A 19167-nucleotide genomic window follows, 5' to 3' on the forward strand; every position below is an offset into this window, starting at 1 on the left:
TAGCTTTATTTCCAACTATCCCCTGCAATGTGTGGGGGATAGTTATTAATACACGAAAGTAATTAGGAGATTTACTTATGAAATTATTAAAGACGATATTATTATCGACATCATTATTAATGAGCGTACCCTTTGCGTCAGGCGAAACGGTAACAGCAGCTGATGCTGCGTCACCAGCAAGACTGGATGAAGTGGTAAAGACAGTAAGAGCATTTGAAACATACAAAGGAAAGAACGTCGAAGCCGTATTAAGACTTTTAACACGAGATGCGGGGTTTTCGTTAGAAACGTTAGGTTTAACAGCAGATAGTAAATACGTAGATGTTCTGAAAAAATTAAGTACTGTTTTGAAAGACTTCAAGACACAATTAGTAGATGGACAAACACGTCAAGAAGAAACAGCTGGTATATTGGCTACAGCAACTGCAGCAAATACAACATTAACTGCTGAAAAAGCAGCAGCAGAAGCAGCATTAGCAACAGCAAATGCAAAATTAGAAGCTCTTACAGCAGAAAAAGGTGTTGTAGATGGACATCTAGCCGCAGCATCAGCTAAAGTGACAGATTTGGATGCAGCATTAGCCGCAGCAATAGCAACCGCAAAAACAACTGACACACATAATGCTGAAGAGATCGCAGAGCTTAGATCTAAATTAGCAGCAGTAACCACAGCGCGTGATGAGTTATCTGCCCGAGTAAAGGTGTTAAATACAGCAAAAGGTCAAGCTGAAGAAGCTCTTGAAGCTTTGAGAGTGAGACAAACAGCTGTGACTCAAGCGTTCATTGATCAAGTGCGAGAGGAAGGTGACGCTTTAGCGGCTGTATAAGGTCGAATAGAGTTAACTTAGATTGGACTATTCTTTATTTCAATAGAGATAGCTATTAATACACGACAGTAATTAGGAGACTATTATGAAATTATTAAAGACAGTATTATTATCGACATCATTATTAATGAGCGTACCCTTTGCGGCAGACGCACCGGTAACAGCAGCAGCTGTGTCAACGGCAAGACTGGATGAGGTGGTGGCAACAGTAAAAGCATTTGAAACATATAAAGGAAAGAATGTCGAAGCCGTATTAAGACTTTTAACACGAGATGCGGGGTTTTCGTTAGAAACGTTAGGTTTAACAGCAGATAGTAAATATGTAGATGTTCTGAAAAAATTAAGTACTGTTTTGAAAGACTTCAAGACACAATTAGCAGATGGACAAACACGTCAAGCAGAAACAGCTGGTTTATTGGCTACAGCAACTGCAGCAAATACAACATTAACTGCTGACAAAGCAGCCGCAGAAGCAGCGTTAGTAGTAGCAAATGCAAAATTAGAAGCAGTTATTGCAGAAAAAGGTGTTGTAGATGGACAGTTAGCTGTAGCATCAGCTAGAGTGATTGAGTTGGATGCTGCGTTAGTCGCAGAAACAGCAGCCGCAGAAACAGTTGGTAAAAAGGATGCTGATACGATAGCAAGACTTAGATCTGAATTAGCTGCAGCACAAGAACAAGTAGATGCCCTAACTGCACAAGCAGCTGCGTTAAGTACAGCAGAAGCTAAAGCTGAAGAAGCTAAACAACTGAAAGAAAAAGGATTGCGGGCTCTATTGGCGGCACAAGCTGGAGGCACTAGAGCAGCAGTTGATGAAGGAGCGGCAGATGCTGATGCTGATAATATCGATGATCTATTAGAAGGTTTTGATGCCTTGCAGACAGGCGCAGAAGCCGACGATGATGGTGCATCGCCACAATCTCTGTTCGGGGAAGGGGATTTAGACGATATCTCTCCATTAAGAGCATTGGGTGCTACTGGATCACCAGTCACAGCTGCACAGATTGCAGAATTGAAAGCTGAATTAGCTACTGCACAGGCTGCAACTACTGCATCACCGTATAAAGGAAAAGGATCTGCTAAAAAGAATACAGACGCTCAAGCCGCAGCACAAGCTGAAGTTACTCGTTTGACAGCTGAGTTAGCAGCATTGGGCGTTAACTAACTATCGTCACGGCTATACTATATCAGCGCTTTTATCCATAAAGGATAAAGGCGTTGCGTGGGGGTAGTTTTGTAAACACACGAAATACCCCTTTGCGCGTTTTATCAACCCGGTGTTTCAATAATAATTCTAACAATATTCATCTTTTATCAGAAAAGGATAAGCAATTATGTCTATATCTAAATTATTAATGACGGCAGCACTCTGCACAATAAGCATGGCTGCGTCAACATCGTATGGCTCTGCTGCTACTGCTGCAGATGCAGCTGCAACTGATGATGACCGTCGTCCCAGCCAAAGAAGTTTTGTAGACCTGGGTAGTCTTACTAGGCTTGATCTAACCACTCCGACCAGACATAGAGAGCGAGATAATATGTCTGTAGGATCTACAGTGTCAACGATAAGTCATGATCGTCTAGCCCCGGCGCTAAAGATTCTCGCGGATTTGTTACGAGGGCTTCCTCGTGAGGTAGCTTTTCCAGGTGGAAAGGTAAATACTTTAGTACCAGGAAAACCTACACAGTTAGATATTATCTTAACAGGATATACTAATTTCGTAGGGGCGTATAAAGGATTATTACTGATTGCAGAAGAGGGCAAACAAGATCAAGCTAGCTTGGCACGAGTTTTGGCTAGAGCTAAGGATAAAGAAGTTGCAAAAGTTGACGTGCGTGCAGAGAGTGTAGAAGGTCAGATTCTTGCTGCAATCGAAGCAAAAGACTCAGCCTTAAAAACTGCTGAAGAAAAAGTAGTAAAAGCTGAAACATCGAAGACAACATGGAAGGTCGGTGCGTTCATAACGAGTGGTGTTCTTGCTGCCATTGCGAGTGTTTTGGTGAATGTAATTAGGGTTCATGGGTGGGAGATTATTTTGGGCTCAGGTAAATAATTTTTTTACAAGCGCACGATTAAGGCTTGCCAATCAACTGCTTTCTTGATATTCTTTAAAAAAGATTTACGCAGGTCTGCTTCATTTGAACGTAGACCTGCGTCTATAATAATCCCGAATAATATAAATCTTTGTATGTTTAAGTTGTCAACAAGGGATTATTACCATGAAATACTTTTATCTTATTATTTTAACATTATTTACCGCTACCCATATAGATGCTGCTGCTAGTGCTGCTCCTTTAGATGAGGGGCTTGCTGCAGCGTTGGCCACAGCGCAAGGAGCCAAAAGAATGCATAAAGTCTCCGCCTCAGGTGCTGAAACTCCAACACATTCTGATGCAGGCTCACGAGCGAGTTCGTATACAGGATCGTTCGGTGGGGCTTCTACGATTATGGCTAAACATGCATTGTATGAATTAGAAATGACGGCAGAAACGGATATAACAGTAGAGTATGGTAAGTTGATGAAATCATATCAAGAATTATTGAGACTGAGTAGTAAAACAGATACACGACTATCTCAGTTTGTTGGTGTTGTAGAAACGCTTTTGCCAGGTGGTATCGATCGTGCATCCGCAGATGAAGATGGAGTGACTTCATTACAGACTGCATTCCGCCAATTAAGTCAGATGTATAGAACTTTAAGAAAATCTTATGACGGGGCAACCGGAAAAACTACAGTCTTAGAAACAACTGTTTCTGAATTACAAGCTATCATTGCTACGCTGCCACCACGCCCTACAGAACCTATGGGAACAGAAATGTCTCCTCCACGATTGGCAGCGTTCAAAGCAGCCGCAGTAGAAGAGTCTGATGTTGTTGTAGGTTTGCGTGCTCGAGTTACAGAATTAGAAGCAGCCGCAGCTGAGAAAGATAGACTCGCAACTGAGAATGCTACCGCGTTAGAAACAGCTACAGCCGAGAGAGATAGATTAGCAGCAGAGAATGCAAAATTAACAGCAGCCGCAGCTAAACCAGCTGCTACATCAACTACTAAGGGCGCTTCCAAAGGTGTCAGAGAGCCTTTGTTAGGGGGTAACTATACACAACTGGATGATGGTGCATCTGCCTCAAAAGGTAAAAAAGGCAGTAACAAAGAAGAAGGCTGCCCAAGTTGCACAATGATGTAAAATAAACTCATGAAAATGAAAGAGCCTTCGGGCTCTTTTTTTTATTGTGTTTATTAGTATTTCTCATTAAAACTGTGTGTTACAAGACGCTTAACACAACAAGAGGTTAACATGAGAAAAAAAATAAAACTCAGTCTATTCATTTCAACCATTTTATTATCTCCATTATCAGCAGCAGCGGATTTAGATGTTCTTGACGAAAATGTGCAAATGTTGGATACACTCGTTGAACACACAAGAACTCAAGAGGCTAAAGTATATCAATTTTCACAACGCCTAAAAAGGGGGCGGGATGAGATAGATGAGTTTAACCACCTGATGCAGATAGGCATTCATCGATTAAAATTTATAAGTTTTCCAGAAAGCTCTCACTACTCTCAAACGCTGACAAAGTTACACAATGACAGCAGTAAGATGTTAAGTGATTTCTCGACTCAGGTATGCGCAAATATTAAAACTTGGGAATCATTGATGAAAGAGTATAGCGCATCATTGTATGCACAGCAGCCAGAAATCGAAAGCGCTGTGGATGTCAGAGAGACCCAACTAATGTCCAATGATTACGAATATTATGCTTTAGGCAAGATGCTGCGCATGTTCTAAACGTGATTGATTTAATATACGAATTGGGGCAAAGGCTTAAACAGTTGGAACGAATGCCAGCGCAAAACTTATTAAGAGATATGACAACAGTGGTGATCGATGTAGTCTTGAATGTGCGTCTGGATAAGCCTGCAACAAGTGCGTCGTGTGTTGCTCACGGTACTGACCTGTTGAGGCTTTATACAGAGATTGAAGCATTAGGCGACAAAATAAAACTATTAACAGATGGTTTAGTGGCAGAGCAATCTAATTTAGAGAGAGTTCGTGAACAACGGTCAATAGTAGAAGGTTTATCTGCGGTAATAGGGGGCGACTATGACTATGGTGATGGGGGCGCTGGTATTTTCGTGACTGAAGACGAAGATGAATTAGAGGCTGCCATTGCAAGCCGTCAAAAAGATATTGCTGAATTAAGAGCGCGCCTATCCCACATTGTTACAGAATTCACACGACTGCGCGGCCATTATAAAAGGGATGTTCCCAGAAACGATAGAATCTACTAAATAGACAATGTTAAACACCACCTCAAACGGTGGTGTTTTTTTTAAAATCTTTGGTTAAGATCGTCCAATCATGACGACTAAATCAACGGTTGATTCGATATAAGGATGACGACCTTTTAAATGAAAATCAGCCAGTGCAAATAATTTTTTTGGCGTTCTGTGTCCGGATCTATCGCTAAAGGGATTGCCTGCCCCCATGTATCGAATATCGTTCAACAACTCAATTAACGTGTTGTGTTGTAATTCCAAGGATACGACATGAACCAGCGGATTTCCAATGTTGGCTGCCTGCATTAAGTTCAGTGTGTCTGATGCACTGATCATGGGAATAATGCGCTGGGGGGCTCCTTTTGATAATACCATGTCTGCCTTGATTAAGGCTTTATGAACTTCTTTGAATGAATCTTCACCCGGGAAAATACCATACAATACGCCATCTAAAGTCAACATTGATTTCAAGGTTGTTAGGTAAGACAAAGGATCGTTGATCCACTGCATTTGCCCGATGGAAATAATAATATCGTAAGAATTTGCAGCGTTAATATCTGGGGTAAAACCTTCACGATACTCAATTGATGCGGAAGGATAGTTCGTTTTTAAGGTTTCAAGTGAGGGGAAATGCCCTAAAATTAGTATAGAAGCTGGAGTTAGTGAAAGCTCTGATAACGATGCTATACACTCCTCTGCTGCAACTTGATATATAAACTCATGATCAGGAAGACGGTTTGCAAATCTTGCGTGATTTTTTTGAATCGTTTCGTATGAAAACATTAATAAATAACCTCTGTAACTTTGTGTTTAACGGGACGTTTGCTTTCTGATTTTAATTGACCGCATGCAGCCAAAATGTCTTGTCCTCGTGGAGTTCTAACCGGTGACATATATCCAGCATGTTCGATAATGGATGCAAAGGTTTTGATTTTGTCAGGAGCCGAACATGTGTAACCACTACCTGGCCAGGGATTAAATGGAATCAGATTGATCTTTGCGGGAATGCCCTTAATGCGTCGAATCAACTCTTTTGCATCGGCGACAGAGTCATTAACTCCGTTCAGCATGACGTATTCAAACGTAATGCGGCGATTTTGAGTTTTTTCGGCATATCGGCGGCAGGAGTCTAATAATTCCTTCAACGGATATTTCTTATTGATCGGAACCAGTTCATTGCGTAAATCGTCACGCACAGCGTGTAATGAGATTGCGAGATTTAAACCTAAATCATCTGCACATTGATCAATAAACGGAACAATACCTGACGTGGATAACGTGATACGACGTTTCCCAAATCCAATACCATTTTCATCCATTAAGATACTCATGGCCGTTTTTACATTTTCATAATTGTAAAAGGGTTCACCCATGCCCATTAAAACAACATTCGTTAATTTTCGGGGATCGGTGGGGGCTCCCCAGTCATTGAGCCTATCTTTCGCAACCATTATTTGGTGCAAGATATCTGCAGCCGTTAGATTTCGAACCAATGTTTGGGTTCCCGTATGGCAAAACGAACAGGTGAGGGTGCATCCTACCTGAGACGATATACACAGTGTACCGCGATCAGACTCTGGAATAAAAACCGTCTCAACCTCATTCTTATCTTCAAATTGCAATAACCATTTTTGAGTGCCATCGGCTGAACATTGTTCCATGGAAATAAACGGACGTTCAATGGTGTAGTGCTCTGATAAAGATGTGCGCATATCTTTTGATAAATTGGTCATATCATCGAATGAAGTCTTTCCAAAGCGATAGATCCATTCCCAAATTTGACGTGCGCGATAAGACTCAACTCCTAGTTTAGAATGGAGTTCCGTTTTAAGTGCGTCAAAGCTTAAACCAATTAATGTCGTGTGTGTCATGGGATTTCCTGTGTTGGCTGTAATATGGGGGTTTTTGGAGCAAAATTCAAGTGATCATATTCAGTGTTTGTTAATCTTTTTAGTGTTGTATAAAAATGTTTGTTTTTTATACAAAAACTATTAACTTCTTGATTAAAGTCTTTTATAGTGTAGTCTCATTAGGTTTATTAACAAGGAACATCAATTGAAAAAATCATTATTATTAAGTGCAGTGCTTGTTCTTAGCGGATGCGGTGAAAAAGCAATGCCAACTAACGAAACACCAGCAAAAAGCAATTTAACGTCTGGGCAAGTTAGTTTAACTCTGAAAAAAAATCAAACAACTCAAACAGAGGTGTTAGAAGTGTTTGGCGCGCCTAACTTAGTCACTAGTAACGCAGATGGCGAAGAAGTGTGGTCTTATCAAAAACATGCAACTGTTGCAAATGCAAGCTCTGCTACAGGGTTTGGTGGCGTTGGATTTGTTACAGTCTTATTGGGAGTTGGTGGAACTGCATCAACATCCAGCAGTGAACAATCAAGCAGAACGATGACCTTGATCATAAAATTTAAAGACGTTCAAGGCACAAAGCGCGTTGTAGACTTTTCATCTAGATATTCGTCATTCTAAGGAATTAATAAATGAAAAAAACAGTATTAGCTTCAGCTCTTATTTCGTTGTGGGTTTCAGGATGTTCAGCTCCGGCACCACAAAAAACCTCTCTTGAAATTCAGGCAATTCAGGCACAAAATTTTGATGTGTCTAAAAAAGTTGCGTTTAACTCAGTCATGTCAGTGTTGCAAGATTTAGGATTTATCGTTCAATCAGCAAGTTTAGAGACGGGCTTTATTACGGCGGATTCTCCTGTAAAGCAAGATACATCCGGTGGTGCAACATTTATGGCTATATTTGGTGGAGTGCGATCCGAAGGTAAAAGTGCGGTGACTGCTTCAGTTGAAGAAATTACAGATAAGAAAGCAAGAATTCGTTTGAACTTTCTTAATCGTTCAACTCAATCAAGTCAATATGGACAAAACTCTACTCAAGATACGCCTGTGCTAGATCCAGCTGTGTATCAAAAGGCCTTTGATAAAATTGGTGAGGCGATTTTCATTCGCACATCGCAGAAATAATTTCTTATCTACCCCCTCCCATCGATTCGGTGGGGGTATCAAGTCGGCAGCATGACGCTGGCAACGTGCCGTTGCATCCGATAGGTTAGATCTGATGTGATCGGAGACGGATTATAACTTTGCAGCAGTTCGAGGATTTCATTTCTTACAACGTGTCTCAAACCACAGAAATCTAATCCATCAGATCTAACCTAATCGGTGAGGTATCATGCCTCACTCGTGGTTTTCGTTATTTAAAATCCGTGTCAGAGCAGGTCGGATTAATCTATAGGGTGCAGCCTCAGGCTGCCAGGGATGATCCCTGGCAACGTGCCGTTGCATCCATTAGAAGAAAATCTGGAGCAAAGGGCGCTGCGTAATTGTTTTATGTGAGTTTAACTATAAATACGGTTGAAAAAAATTACAATCCACATCAGCACACAATCGATACAGCTTATCGGATCCAACGTCACGTTGGCAGCCTCAGGTTGAAAAAAATCTTCGCTCTGTTCATAGTTTGTTAAGAAGTCTCTGATACTTTGAAGATGGTAGGCTTTTAGTAAACTCAGATCCCGCTTGATTGTGGGTGCATCTGATACGCAATGGCGATTTTGGACATAAAGTAGCACAGCGCTGTGCGAAATATGCCCTAGTCTGAAAAGGGATGGTATCCCTGGGATGACGCGTAAATTTTTCAAAACGATTTTTTGAAAGATACCAATTGTATTGCGTCGCGGTGGCGGGGGGTGGACACGCTCTGAGTAATTTTTTGTGGGTGGGCCCCACTTCAGGGGGGCGCGATCCCCAACACGAAAAAGAATAATTTTCTTGACTTTCCGAAAACGTTTTGTATACTAATAGCTAGAATTGCGAAGAGGCTACCCAAAAACCTGGGTAGCCTCTTTTCGTTCTACGTCTTTGAACCACTCAAAGACGACATGCCGAACCGAATCCCCAGTACAGGCGCTCAACTACCCGATCAGTAGATACAGCCCTGTAAACAACCCCTAGAGCCGACGGGCTCGTAAAACACCGACTTTAGCCTATCAATAAAGTCCGCCTTTCCCCATTCGTGTAAGAAATGGGGTTCTTTTTGCACGTGCGGGTTACTGGGGATTCTCTCGGTTTTAAACATCTGGTCTGACACGGATTGTAACTTTACAAACCGCATCACGCTAATGGATGCAACGTCACGTTGCTTAGATCCGATGTGGTCTGACACGGATTTTATATAACTTAACTTTGAAAACCTTACACACAGCGCTTTCAAACAACAACAAGGAACTAAAACACACTCTTCAACAAAATATCTCAAAATCATTTTTCACCCTTACCCCTCCTGCGCCCGAAATGGGTCAAAGCTGGGTCAAAAATCTCTCTCTCTCTCTCTCTCTCTCTCTCTCTCTCTCTCTCTCTTCCCAAACTGTCTTCAACAGTCTCACATTTATTATCTATGTTCAAACCACACTCAATCCATCCCAATGGATGCAACCTCAGATTGCCATATCTCAAATCACATAAGACCAACATATCGGGTCCAGGGATCATCCCTGGTGCAACCTCAGGTTGCCAACTTATACAGTTTCATCGTTTCATAAAAATAGATTGGAACATCGGCTGTAAATACATACCCACCAAATTCTGGGGGTAACGTTAGTTGATGTGCATGCAGGTGCAACTGGCGTGATTCTGTTTTAGGATTGTATTTACGGTCTCCTAAAATGGGGCAGCCCAAATATTCGCTGTGCACGCGCAATTGGTGGGTGCGCCCTGTGTGAGGGACTAGCGATAGCAATGCTTTTTTCTTTGCATTGTTTTTAGCTATAACCTGATATGACGTTTCACTGGGTTTTGCATCCGAGGTTGCAGACGCAACGCGCATTTTTTCCATATCTTTATCCCACCCTTTTTCAAGTTGAGTGATCAGATTGCCTTTAAGCTTTAATGGAATGCCTTCAGTTACAGCCCAATATTCTTTTTGAATAATATGATGGGAAAAGGCCTTTGTTAGCTTTTGCGCCATTAAATGCGTTTTTGCCAGCATTAATAATCCGCTTGTTTCACGATCCAATCGATGAACAAGTTTTGGGGGATTGTCTGGGTATAAGGCTCTGACTAAACCATCCACATGTTTTTTGATGGTGGATCCACCTTGAACGGCTAAACCAGCGGGTTTATTTAAGACTATGAAATCATCATTTTCGAAAATGATAGTGGCTTTAAACGCTTCCAGTTCTGATTGAGATGGCGTGTACGACAGCTGGCCCTTAGGTGTTTCAGGAATCTCTTGTTCACTGAACTGCGCAGCAAAAGGAGGAATACGTACTTTTTGACCTAATACAAGGATCTCGTTTCCTTTTGCGCGTTTTCCATCGTAACGAACTTGTCCAGTACGCAACCATTTTTGCCATTGGCTAAATGGTACATTTGGAAATTGTTTCTTTAACCAACGTTGAAGTGTTTGATCTTGGTCACTTGCACCAATAATTAATTCGCGATCCATGAGCTCTTTTGACTTAAAAATTTACAAGTGATCATGCCTGTGATAAAAATATTTGTAAATGAAAAAATTTGATCGGGAAATTATGTCTAATATTAAGAAACCATATATTATTGTTTTTGGAAATGAAAAAGGTGGTACAGGTAAGTCTACAGCTGCAATGCATGTGATGATTTATTTGCTAAGATTAGACTTTAAAGTTGGATGTATTGATGTGGATGCTCGACAAGGAACAGTGTCCAGATACATTGAAAATCGTATTCGATATAATCAAACGAATAAAGAACGTTTACCCATTCCTGTTCACATCGCGCTGCAGAAATCAGATTCGGACGATGTAAAGAAAAATGAACAGGACGAAAAAGAACGTTTCGCACAGGCATTATCAGATTTGTCGGATTGCGACTTCATAGTAATTGATACGCCTGGTAACGATACGTATTTTTCACGTATAGCACACTCCTATGCAGACACAGTAATTACGCCATTAAATGACAGTTTTATCGATTTGGATATGTTGGTGCGATTGAATTCAAATGACCCGAATAATTTAAGACCCAGCGTATATTCTGAAATGATTTGGGAACAAAAAAAGAACCGATTAATGCGTGATAAACAACCCATCGACTGGATTGTGATGCGAAACCGTTTAACGAATTTGTACGCAAAAAACAAAGAGGAAATGCATAAGATTCTAACGGCACTTTCAAAGCGCGTTGGATATCGCTTAGTTACTGGGTTTTCTGAGCGTGTGATTTTCCGTGAGTTGTTTGTGCAAGGCTTAACGTTGTTGGATCTTCAAGAAGTCGGCATTCCTTTAAGCATGTCGCACATTGCGGCACGTCAAGAAATTAGAGCCATTTTGAATATGTTACAATTGCCGCATTTGCAACAAAAATTAGAAACGATTGGATAAGCGAATGATATGCTGGGATTTTTAGTATTAATTTTTATTTATTTGTTTGTGCTGTTGGCGCATAACACAGAAAAACCAGGTCGGTCATCTTTAATACGAAGTTTAATGGTGGCAGCGTTATTTATTGTTGCGCTGTCACTTTTTTCTATTGTGACGTTTGGAATCCTGTTTTTATTTCTTTTCTTTGTTCCGTTTTTCTTTTTTCCTTCAACCCGGATTCGGGGGCGATTTCATGGGGCTTCGGATGAAGCAATGAAAGATTTTTTTGAACAAATGAGAAAGCAACAACAGTCTCATCAGAATTATCAAGATCGCGAATCATTTCGCTCTCCTTCCAAAAATGCTATGTCAATGCAAGAGGCTGCATCTTTACTGGGAGTTAGTGTTGATGCAACGCCGATACAGATCAAAAGTGCTTATCGTAAATTAATGTTAAAGCACCATCCAGATAAAGGTGGATCAGCAGAACATGCTGCCAAACTTAATGTGGCGCGTGATACGTTGATGGCACGCTTTGAATCTCACTAATGAATAAATAGTAAATCATTTTTGCAATTTACTTGACAGCAATAAACATATTCCTATTAATACGATATTATATTCTGATCGTTAGGAAAATGACTATGTACCCTTTATTAAAAACTCTATTATTATCCACTGCCGGTCTGATAGCAGGTGAAACTTTTGCAGCAGCTCCTGTACTTGATGGGACTGAAACATCTGCTGCCAAAGATTGTAAAGTTCCCAACAGTTCTACATCTATTGTTGAAATAGTGTCAAGAGCAGGTGAACTCACAAGAGCGGGTAATCCTAAAGCTGCAGCAAAGTTGTATGCAGACTATACGATGCAACCTGATGCTTTATGGTTTAACATATTATTTGCTACAAAAATGATTGAAGGATTAAGCTGTTTCGAACAGGCTATTGCAGTGTTGGAATGGTCTAAGACGCAGACAAATACACAGTATTTTGCACACAAAGCAGAATCTGAAATTGACAGATTAAGGCAAGAGGCTAAGTTTCAACGGGAACAAGCAGATGCAAGGTTAGCGGCAGCGGAGGCAGCATCAACGTCCGCTGCCGTTTCCACACGCCCTAGTGTAATGGACACGCTAAGCGCACGTGCCGGCTCACTTGCTGCTACAGAGGCTGGAACTATGGCTGCTTCGTCTGCAACTTCCTCATCTTCGGATAATAAAGGACGATATACACGAATGTATTTAGGGTTGCAGGAACGATGGAAAATTGCTACTGCTGCTGAAGAGTCTCCACAAGCCTTGTTCTTTGATAGGGATGTGAATCATTCAGAGTTAATGTCTACAGCTGTTCTTGAACTAATGTATGGGTTTGTGATTGAACATCCAGAAATTTATATTTCTGATTTAGAAAATTTTGGGCTGTTTACGATTGCAAATTATAATACGACTACGCATGCGGTTACAATTCCACAAGTACAACAGCTAAAAAACAAGTTGCTGCATCAGGCGTTAGGGGCATTTGCAAAAGGACAAAAATTATATGCAACGATTGTTCAGATCGGTGGAGCAGGTAGCGGGCACTATACAGTGGTTGTGATTGAACATGATGGAAAAGTTCATATGATTAACACCATGGGCGCCTTTGTGGGTGATTCAAAGTATGATCCATATGTATACATCCAACCTGAGTTGGTTAAGGCATTAAATACACATAAGGGTGCTACTGCAATTACGTTTACGGCAGGCAGTAATGTTCGAACTGGTATTCAAGATGCAGATGCGCTTTCAAATAGCTGTGGCATATATTCATTTGTATATTGGGCAGCGTTAATGATGACACAAGATATGGCTGCGTACAAACGTGTAACTGCAGCAGCAGCTGATGGGCGTTTGGCATCCTGTACGGATATTGTTGCTGCAGCAGCTTATCCAAGAATGATGGATAAGATCGTTCAAGTCGATGATCTAAGTAAACCCAATGCTTTCAGAATTCGATATTTCAAAAATCCAAACGCAGCAGTGCAATCTAAATTTGAGCAAGAGCTTAGAGCTCGATTACTGGCGAAATTAAAAGAACTGACATCTGCGGTTAAATAGAAACGTGAATCATACTTGCGCTTTTTCGCGGTTTATTATAGGGTGTGATTCACAGTACTTAGGGGTATCATGCAACAATCAGCACATCTACAATCCGTCGTGGACGTTATTAACGAGTGGAAAATAACGCGTCACAAGCCATTTGATCATATTCTGAACCAGTATTTCAGGGATCGTCGATTTATTGGATCAAAAGATCGCCAACAAATATCATGGCTATGTTATGAAGTGTTTCGCCATAAGTTAATTTTAGAATGGTGGGCTGAATGGGGAATGAAAAAACCCTGTATCGAAGCAGAAGAGCCCTATGCGATTAAAGTATTGGCCATTTATTTAAGTTTGGTGCGCAAGAAATCTCCCGGTGAAATTCATGAATTGTTCACAGGTGAAAAATATGGCGTTCGCCAGTTAGAGCGCATTGAACGCCAAATGATTGAAACCATTTGGAAACAGCCAACCTATGGTAAAGATCCCTTGCATCATGACTTGATGCCTGAACATATTCGATTGAATACTCCAAAATGGATCTATGACATTATTTTGGAAGGCGATGCCGAAGGCAAAGCGATGTTGTCGTCACTGAATTATCCAGCGACGGTTGACTTGCGAGTCAATACGCTTAAAGCTGATAGAGACAGCATCTTGATGACCTTTAATTCTATCGGTGTGGATGCCCTTCCAACGCCACATTCTTCGTGGGGAATTCGCATTCAAAAACGCTTTAACCTAAATACCTTAGACGCATACAAGACAGGTTTAGTTGAAATTCAGGATGAGGGGTCCCAGATCCTATGTCAGGTGACCAATGCCAAGCCAAACACAACGGTGGTTGATTATTGTGCAGGTGCTGGCGGTAAAAGCCTTGCGATGGCCATGATGATGAATAACAAAGGTAAGCTGATTCTGTGCGATACAGCCAGCTGGCGTCTTGAAAAATCCAATGAACGCCTGCGTAAAGCAGGTGTATTTAACGTTCAGCAAAAGATCGTTTTAGAAACACCTGAGGGCGATGAAGCTGTGCTTGCACTGACTGAAAAAGCCGATACGGTATTAATCGATGCGCCCTGTTCTGGAACTGGGACGTGGCGTCGTAATCCAGATGCTAGATTCAGACTGTCACAGAAAGAACTGGATGAGCTAATCGAAATTCAAGCAAAGATATTGAATGAAGCCAGTTTCCTAGTGAAACAAGGTGGCTGTTTAGTGTATGCGACCTGTTCGATTGTATCCAGCGAAAACCAACATCAAGTGAATCGCTTTCTGGAAAGCCATCCAGACTTTAAGTTGGAAACCATTGAATTTAATGGTGTAATCCACGAGATGTTAAACATACGACCGCACACATATCGGACGGATGGATTCTTTGTTGCACGACTGCGTCGAATATCGGCTGTATAAAAAATATAGACAGGACTTAATAGTTTTTTCATACTAAGCTTGTATTAGTGATGTTAATCATCAGTTAAGCATAAGGAATAATAATGAAAAAACTATATATTCTATTCAGTTATGTGGCGTGCCTTTCATCAACATTTGCAGCTGTGCTTAGCCCGTCTAGCGATTTTGACGATTGTGATGAACAGATAAAACCTGGATATGTTGAGCCTCATACGACCCCACAAGCAGGGCCACAGGCTGGAGCGGCAGCAGATTCCCTAATGCAATTATTATTGCCAGAGGTGGATCAATCTGATGCAGTTAAAGAAGATCAGGTTGATCAACCGCAAACTTTAGTAGTGGAAATTGAGCTTCAATCTCCAAAAGTGGTTGGAACTTTAGTGGTTAGCCTCGACTTAAAAATTTATTATTCAGAACGTGATGGAGATGAGATATCTCTGAAACGATTTACACAAGAGGTTTTAACAGCAGATTATGCCGTGCTCAACCCTGGTTCCACAGTGGAGTTTCTGTTTATCCCAGACATAAAGTTACATGTGGTAGGAGGTTGCTGCACTGAAGGAAGAGTATCTTTTTTTGATACAATGGCATGGAGTGCGAATGTTCGAGCTTGGTCAAAATGGTGGTTAAATTTTTGGGCATGGTGGAATCCATCGCGATATGTTTTAGATAACACAAGCGATAAAGTTGAGTGGGATAGCATAACGTCTAGGGCAACGATTCGTATTTCAACACAAAAAGATATAACATACCTGGCTAGCCAATTAAGGTTGTTTTTATTACAAGGCTGGTCATCTAAGTTTGCTCCGTATATTGCCCCAGTCACGCGAGAAGTATTAGCGCGTGCTGTGATGTTGCGTTTTGAAACTGTTGAGAAACCAGCATTAGAGGCAACGGGATTTAAGAATGTAGTCTTAAGCACTCGAATAAACCCTGTGACATCCAGATTAGAAAGAATTATTCGCGCAACAAAATAGGCAACCTGGCAACCTGAGGTTGCATCCAATAGATTAGATCCGATGCGTTCTGACACGGATTGTAATTTTTTTTCAACCGTATTACCTAATGGATCCAGGGATCATCCCTGGTGCAATGGCACGTTGACAGGAGCAAACCTGCGCCGGCAGCGCCGGCACATAATGTGAAAAAATCGTATGGATCCAGTGTGATGATTTCGGCTTATAGCGTTGCTTTTATAATCCGTGTTTTTGCGCATCGGATCTAATCTGTTGAGTCCAGCGTCATGCTGGCGGCTCAAGGGCGCTTTACGCGCCAGAGCGGCAATTGCCGCTAGCAAATCGCACTGCGATTTGCTGAGCCGCATAGAAGCAGAGGTCGGCATAAATGAGAGAGCTGATACAGTTGGCAGCATGCTGCTGCACCCGATGAGTTAGATCGAGTGTGGTCTGGCACGGATTTCAATTATTACAAACATCATTACCTAATGGGTGTAACCTCAGGCTGCTGTGTAATCCGTGTTTTTGCGCATCGGATATAATCTAATGGGTGCAGCCTCAGGCTGCCAAAAAAGTTTGTTTTGTCAATCTTTTGTTAACTTTTATGAGGTATTGTAAGTTTAGAGCTCTAATATATTATTGTTTTTTGCCCATCGCTTCGTGAAGAAATGACGGATTGTTTCGTCTATTTAGTCTCGATTTAGGGAGTGGGTTTTGTCCCCCCACCCGAAGGTCACTGAGGGTGACTAGGGCGGGGGGTGGTAAAAAAAATCGCATTAATTCAATCTTAACCTTTATTAACCCCAGGTTAACGGCGACGCTTTTTCTTATAGCATGATTCACATAAAGTGGTTATATGTGTCTTAAGTAGGTAACCTTGATCATTGGATGAATTAATGATTCGATTCGCTAAAATATATCCATTTTATTTGCGTTTAGCTATAATCCGTGTTTTTGCGCATCGGATCTACCTATAGGGTCCAGGGATCATCCCTGGTGCAACGGTACGTGTTACCAGCGTGATGCTGGACTCAATGGGGGTACTTGAATAAATTCCTAACTGTTGCAAAGTTGTTTTATGTAATCCGTGTTAGAACGTATCGGATGTGATTATCAAATCTGCACCTGAACTATAAAATTGAATCTTTACCTAAAGTTAGATATTTTAGTTACATACTACGAACAAAACAAACAATAATAAGAATAAAATCCATGGTAAAAAAACTATTATTTACGGCGGCATTAATATCAACAACCTTTGGCGCTGAAGCACAACTTTTTACAGAAGTATTAAACAATAAATCCCCTCAAACTACTCCCACAAAAATAGTAAGATCAGAACATAAAACGACTACACGAGTTGCACTTGAGGGTAATGTGAATTTTCCGTCAATACGTTTTAAGGATGAACCACTCTCAGCACAATTTAATATTCCTATACAAATTGAAGGAGATTCATATTTTTTAACCCTTACATTTAGAGGAGTAGGATTTGGGTTGGATAAATTTAACAAAGCATTAGTAAAAATGACCCTAGGAATTGATCGTGGTAATGCCAGCTTTGAAGACAATAGTGTCCAAGACGAAATTGTTTTATCTTTCAATGAAGTGGGAGAATTTAATTGCATAAATCCAGGACAACCTAATCAAACGAATTCAGCGATTGCTCTGAGAATTCGTCCTGAAAAATTTACAGATCAAACTCCCAGAGGAGTTATTGTGCACAATACTCCAACTCGTATCTTAATGGTACACGGTCATCGCATCGAGTTAAATTTTAGCGGTATGACAGGCTACGATAGTAACTCATATATTTCAAAAGTTGATATCGAAGGAACGAATAAGCATTAGCTGCAGTTTCAATAATATATCCCCCGAACTTAATATACTGAAAGTATGGGGGGATATTTTTGTTAAATACAATTATTACTTTATATCTTCTTCATCTTTAACTTCCTGGTTCCCTAAAACTTCAGGTGACGTTGAGGGTGGATAGAACCTATTAGCACCAAGCTGTCCAGTAGCAGTATCATATCCAGCAAGATGCCTCGAACTAGCCGTACCTAAATTAACCCTGAATTTCCATTCATCTCCAAATGACCGTATACTTTGTGCAACTTTATCGTCTAACCCTGAAACAGAATAATTAAATATTTTTAAGGATCTTAGTTGCTTAAGGATATTTAATAGCCCTACTTGCACAAAATCTAAATTAACAAAGGTTAGTTCTCGTAATTCAGTTAAATGTCGGAATAATTGTGGATCAATATCAAATTGATGTGATGAATAAGTTGTGTATACGGTTTTCGTTTTAGGATCTTCTGCGTTTACAACTTCTTTACTTTTACGGACGGTCGCTGTTAACGATAGTTTTTTTAAATGCTGATTCTGTTCAAAAACTCCTCCGACCCTCCGAGTAATAACGTATCATTTATATTATTAATGCTTAATTCTCTCAAAGAGCCCTGGGCACTTAATACTCGCCTAACCGGCTACCAGCTGCTTCTTCATTGTGTCTGGGCACCTCTGTCCCACTTCCATAAACTCCAACCAGGTTGGTCAATAACGCACAACTTAATAATAGTTTTACTCTCATTGTATTGCTCCTATTTAGGGTTAATGATCGGCAGTACATCGCACACGATATAGGTCGCAACAACTGCTACTTTTATAGGCATCACACAGTCGACATGAGTATCAAATAAAAATATCTTTATACAACTTTCCCTAAACTAAAAAAGGGTGCAATCGTGTTTACGAGTGTTTCAACATGCTCATAAACTCTTTCTGGTGGTAATACAGCGACTTGATACCCCCACCGAATCGATGAGGGGGTAGATAAAAAATTATTTCTGCGATGTGCGAATCGGATCTAGCTTAACGGGTCCAGCGTCACGCTGGTGCAACCTCAGGTTGCCTAGGATAGCCTAAGGGCGAGATCAAAGATTTCATGGGTTAGGTCGGAAAGAACAGAAAACATATATGGAAATAAGAAAATTAACGTTACAAAGACGGCTAGTACCTTTGGGATAAATGCAAGGCTTTGCTCTTGAATTTGGGTTACTGCTTGAAGAACTGAAATCACTAATCCTACAACTAACGCTGCGATCATTGGTGGACTGCCTGCTTTAATCATCACCATGACTGCTTTTCGTAACAACTCTGTTAGTGCGATAATATCCATAACACCCTCTCTTTAATCATAAAGTATAGGTTAGAAAGAGTTAATGAAGTATTAAGGTTAGCGCGCGG

The 19167-nt window shown here is 40.8% G+C and carries 20 protein-coding genes; 14 read left to right on the forward strand and 6 right to left on the reverse strand.

From position 1 onward, the window contains the following. Positions 1-77: 77 nt before the first annotated feature. The 6 genes from CPBP_RS05680 (at position 78) to CPBP_RS05705 (ending at position 5119) form a co-directional block, all read left to right on the forward strand. On the forward strand, positions 78-827 hold the full coding sequence (locus tag CPBP_RS05680; RefSeq protein ID WP_350331891.1) for a hypothetical protein: 750 nt from the start codon (positions 78-80) through the stop codon (positions 825-827). A gap of 85 nt (positions 828-912) precedes the next feature. Beyond that, positions 913-1992: a hypothetical protein gene (locus tag CPBP_RS05685; protein WP_350331892.1), complete on the forward strand. Its 1080-nt coding sequence runs from the start codon at positions 913-915 to the stop codon at positions 1990-1992. Positions 1993-2161: 169 nt separating this feature from the next. Next, on the forward strand, positions 2162-2881 hold the full coding sequence (locus CPBP_RS05690) for a hypothetical protein (RefSeq protein ID WP_350331893.1): 720 nt from the start codon (positions 2162-2164) through the stop codon (positions 2879-2881). A 166-nt stretch (positions 2882-3047) separates the two neighbouring features. Beyond that, a complete protein-coding gene (locus CPBP_RS05695) occupies positions 3048-4013 on the forward strand; it encodes a hypothetical protein (RefSeq protein WP_350331894.1) in 966 nt (321 codons plus the stop codon). A gap of 111 nt (positions 4014-4124) precedes the next feature. After that, a complete protein-coding gene (locus tag CPBP_RS05700; protein WP_350331895.1) occupies positions 4125-4616 on the forward strand; it encodes a hypothetical protein in 492 nt (163 codons plus the stop codon). 2 nt (positions 4617-4618) lie between these two features. Then, entirely contained in the window at positions 4619-5119 is a 501-nt protein-coding gene (locus CPBP_RS05705) for a hypothetical protein (RefSeq protein ID WP_350331896.1), read from the forward strand. 54 nt (positions 5120-5173) lie between these two features. On the opposite strand, the gene CPBP_RS05710 is transcribed toward CPBP_RS05705, so the two are convergent. Then, positions 5174-5890: a class I SAM-dependent methyltransferase gene (locus CPBP_RS05710; RefSeq protein ID WP_350331897.1), complete on the reverse strand. Its 717-nt coding sequence runs from the start codon at positions 5888-5890 to the stop codon at positions 5174-5176. Beyond that, positions 5890-6978 (reverse strand): dual-specificity RNA methyltransferase RlmN, encoded by a 1089-nt coding sequence (gene rlmN / locus CPBP_RS05715; protein WP_350331898.1) that lies wholly within the window; start codon positions 6976-6978, stop codon positions 5890-5892. Before rlmN ends, CPBP_RS05710 begins: the two co-directional genes overlap by 1 nt. A 184-nt stretch (positions 6979-7162) precedes the next feature. On the opposite strand from rlmN, the gene CPBP_RS05720 reads away from it, so the two are divergent. Together CPBP_RS05720 and CPBP_RS05725 are read left to right on the forward strand one after the other, a co-directional pair. Further along, positions 7163-7588 carry a hypothetical protein gene (locus CPBP_RS05720; RefSeq protein WP_350331899.1) on the forward strand — a complete coding sequence of 142 codons (426 nt, stop codon included), beginning with the start codon at positions 7163-7165 and terminating at the stop codon, positions 7586-7588. Positions 7589-7599: 11 nt separating this feature from the next. Further along, positions 7600-8091, forward strand: a complete 492-nt coding sequence (locus CPBP_RS05725; RefSeq protein WP_350331900.1) for a hypothetical protein — start codon at positions 7600-7602, stop codon at positions 8089-8091. A 1540-nt stretch (positions 8092-9631) separates the two neighbouring features. Here the strand turns inward: CPBP_RS05725 and CPBP_RS05730 are convergent. Then, on the reverse strand, positions 9632-10573 hold the full coding sequence (locus CPBP_RS05730) for an RluA family pseudouridine synthase (protein WP_350331901.1): 942 nt from the start codon (positions 10571-10573) through the stop codon (positions 9632-9634). A 58-nt stretch (positions 10574-10631) separates the two neighbouring features. On the opposite strand from CPBP_RS05730, the gene CPBP_RS05735 reads away from it, so the two are divergent. From CPBP_RS05735 to CPBP_RS05760, 6 genes are all read left to right on the forward strand, one after another. Next, positions 10632-11486 carry a division plane positioning ATPase MipZ gene (locus CPBP_RS05735; RefSeq protein ID WP_350331902.1) on the forward strand — a complete coding sequence of 285 codons (855 nt, stop codon included), beginning with the start codon at positions 10632-10634 and terminating at the stop codon, positions 11484-11486. Between the two features lie 9 nt (positions 11487-11495). Further along, on the forward strand, positions 11496-12014 hold the full coding sequence (locus CPBP_RS05740; RefSeq protein WP_350331903.1) for a J domain-containing protein: 519 nt from the start codon (positions 11496-11498) through the stop codon (positions 12012-12014). Positions 12015-12109: 95 nt separating this feature from the next. Then, complete coding sequence (locus CPBP_RS05745) at positions 12110-13561, forward strand: hypothetical protein (protein ID WP_350331904.1); 1452 nt, start codon at positions 12110-12112, stop codon at positions 13559-13561. Between the two features lie 69 nt (positions 13562-13630). Further along, positions 13631-14959, forward strand: coding sequence for an RsmB/NOP family class I SAM-dependent RNA methyltransferase (locus CPBP_RS05750; protein WP_350331905.1), 1329 nt, complete (start codon positions 13631-13633; stop codon positions 14957-14959). 83 nt (positions 14960-15042) lie between these two features. Further along, a complete protein-coding gene (locus CPBP_RS05755; RefSeq protein WP_350331906.1) occupies positions 15043-15936 on the forward strand; it encodes a hypothetical protein in 894 nt (297 codons plus the stop codon). Positions 15937-17127: 1191 nt separating this feature from the next. Next, positions 17128-17766 carry a hypothetical protein gene (locus CPBP_RS05760; RefSeq protein ID WP_350331907.1) on the forward strand — a complete coding sequence of 213 codons (639 nt, stop codon included), beginning with the start codon at positions 17128-17130 and terminating at the stop codon, positions 17764-17766. A 75-nt stretch (positions 17767-17841) separates the two neighbouring features. On the opposite strand, the gene CPBP_RS05765 is transcribed toward CPBP_RS05760, so the two are convergent. From CPBP_RS05765 to CPBP_RS05775, 3 genes are all read right to left on the reverse strand, one after another. After that, on the reverse strand, positions 17842-18117 hold the full coding sequence (locus tag CPBP_RS05765; protein WP_350331908.1) for a hypothetical protein: 276 nt from the start codon (positions 18115-18117) through the stop codon (positions 17842-17844). A 271-nt stretch (positions 18118-18388) separates the two neighbouring features. Further along, complete coding sequence (locus CPBP_RS05770; RefSeq protein WP_350331909.1) at positions 18389-18511, reverse strand: hypothetical protein; 123 nt, start codon at positions 18509-18511, stop codon at positions 18389-18391. Between the two features lie 321 nt (positions 18512-18832). Further along, entirely contained in the window at positions 18833-19099 is a 267-nt protein-coding gene (locus CPBP_RS05775) for a flagellar biosynthetic protein FliQ (RefSeq protein ID WP_350331910.1), read from the reverse strand. Positions 19100-19167 lie beyond the last annotated feature (68 nt).

The organism is Candidatus Bodocaedibacter vickermanii (genome assembly GCF_014896945.1).
GTDB classification, from domain to species: domain Bacteria; phylum Pseudomonadota; class Alphaproteobacteria; order UBA6184; family UBA6184; genus Bodonicaedibacter; species Bodonicaedibacter vickermanii.

Bases quoted from the DNA above. Each gene is read 5' to 3' on its own strand.
- CPBP_RS05755 (WP_350331906.1), top strand. From the start codon at position 15,043: ATGAAAAAACTATATATTCTATTCAGTTATGTGGCGTGCCTTTCATCA.
- CPBP_RS05690 (WP_350331893.1), top strand. From the start codon at position 2,162: ATGTCTATATCTAAATTATTAATGACGGCAGCACTCTGCACAATAAGC.
- rlmN (WP_350331898.1), bottom strand. From the start codon at position 6,978: ATGACACACACGACATTAATTGGTTTAAGCTTTGACGCACTTAAAACG.
- CPBP_RS05710 (WP_350331897.1), bottom strand. From the start codon at position 5,890: ATGTTTTCATACGAAACGATTCAAAAAAATCACGCAAGATTTGCAAAC.
- CPBP_RS05685 (WP_350331892.1), top strand. From the start codon at position 913: ATGAAATTATTAAAGACAGTATTATTATCGACATCATTATTAATGAGC.
- CPBP_RS05770 (WP_350331909.1), bottom strand. From the start codon at position 18,511: ATGAGAGTAAAACTATTATTAAGTTGTGCGTTATTGACCAACCTGGTT.
- CPBP_RS05695 (WP_350331894.1), top strand. From the start codon at position 3,048: ATGAAATACTTTTATCTTATTATTTTAACATTATTTACCGCTACCCAT.
- CPBP_RS05725 (WP_350331900.1), top strand. From the start codon at position 7,600: ATGAAAAAAACAGTATTAGCTTCAGCTCTTATTTCGTTGTGGGTTTCA.
- CPBP_RS05735 (WP_350331902.1), top strand. From the start codon at position 10,632: ATGAAAAAATTTGATCGGGAAATTATGTCTAATATTAAGAAACCATAT.
- CPBP_RS05700 (WP_350331895.1), top strand. From the start codon at position 4,125: ATGAGAAAAAAAATAAAACTCAGTCTATTCATTTCAACCATTTTATTA.
- CPBP_RS05775 (WP_350331910.1), bottom strand. From the start codon at position 19,099: ATGGATATTATCGCACTAACAGAGTTGTTACGAAAAGCAGTCATGGTG.
- CPBP_RS05730 (WP_350331901.1), bottom strand. From the start codon at position 10,573: ATGGATCGCGAATTAATTATTGGTGCAAGTGACCAAGATCAAACACTT.
- CPBP_RS05740 (WP_350331903.1), top strand. From the start codon at position 11,496: ATGCTGGGATTTTTAGTATTAATTTTTATTTATTTGTTTGTGCTGTTG.
- CPBP_RS05750 (WP_350331905.1), top strand. From the start codon at position 13,631: ATGCAACAATCAGCACATCTACAATCCGTCGTGGACGTTATTAACGAG.
- CPBP_RS05680 (WP_350331891.1), top strand. From the start codon at position 78: ATGAAATTATTAAAGACGATATTATTATCGACATCATTATTAATGAGC.
- CPBP_RS05760 (WP_350331907.1), top strand. From the start codon at position 17,128: ATGGTAAAAAAACTATTATTTACGGCGGCATTAATATCAACAACCTTT.
- CPBP_RS05745 (WP_350331904.1), top strand. From the start codon at position 12,110: ATGTACCCTTTATTAAAAACTCTATTATTATCCACTGCCGGTCTGATA.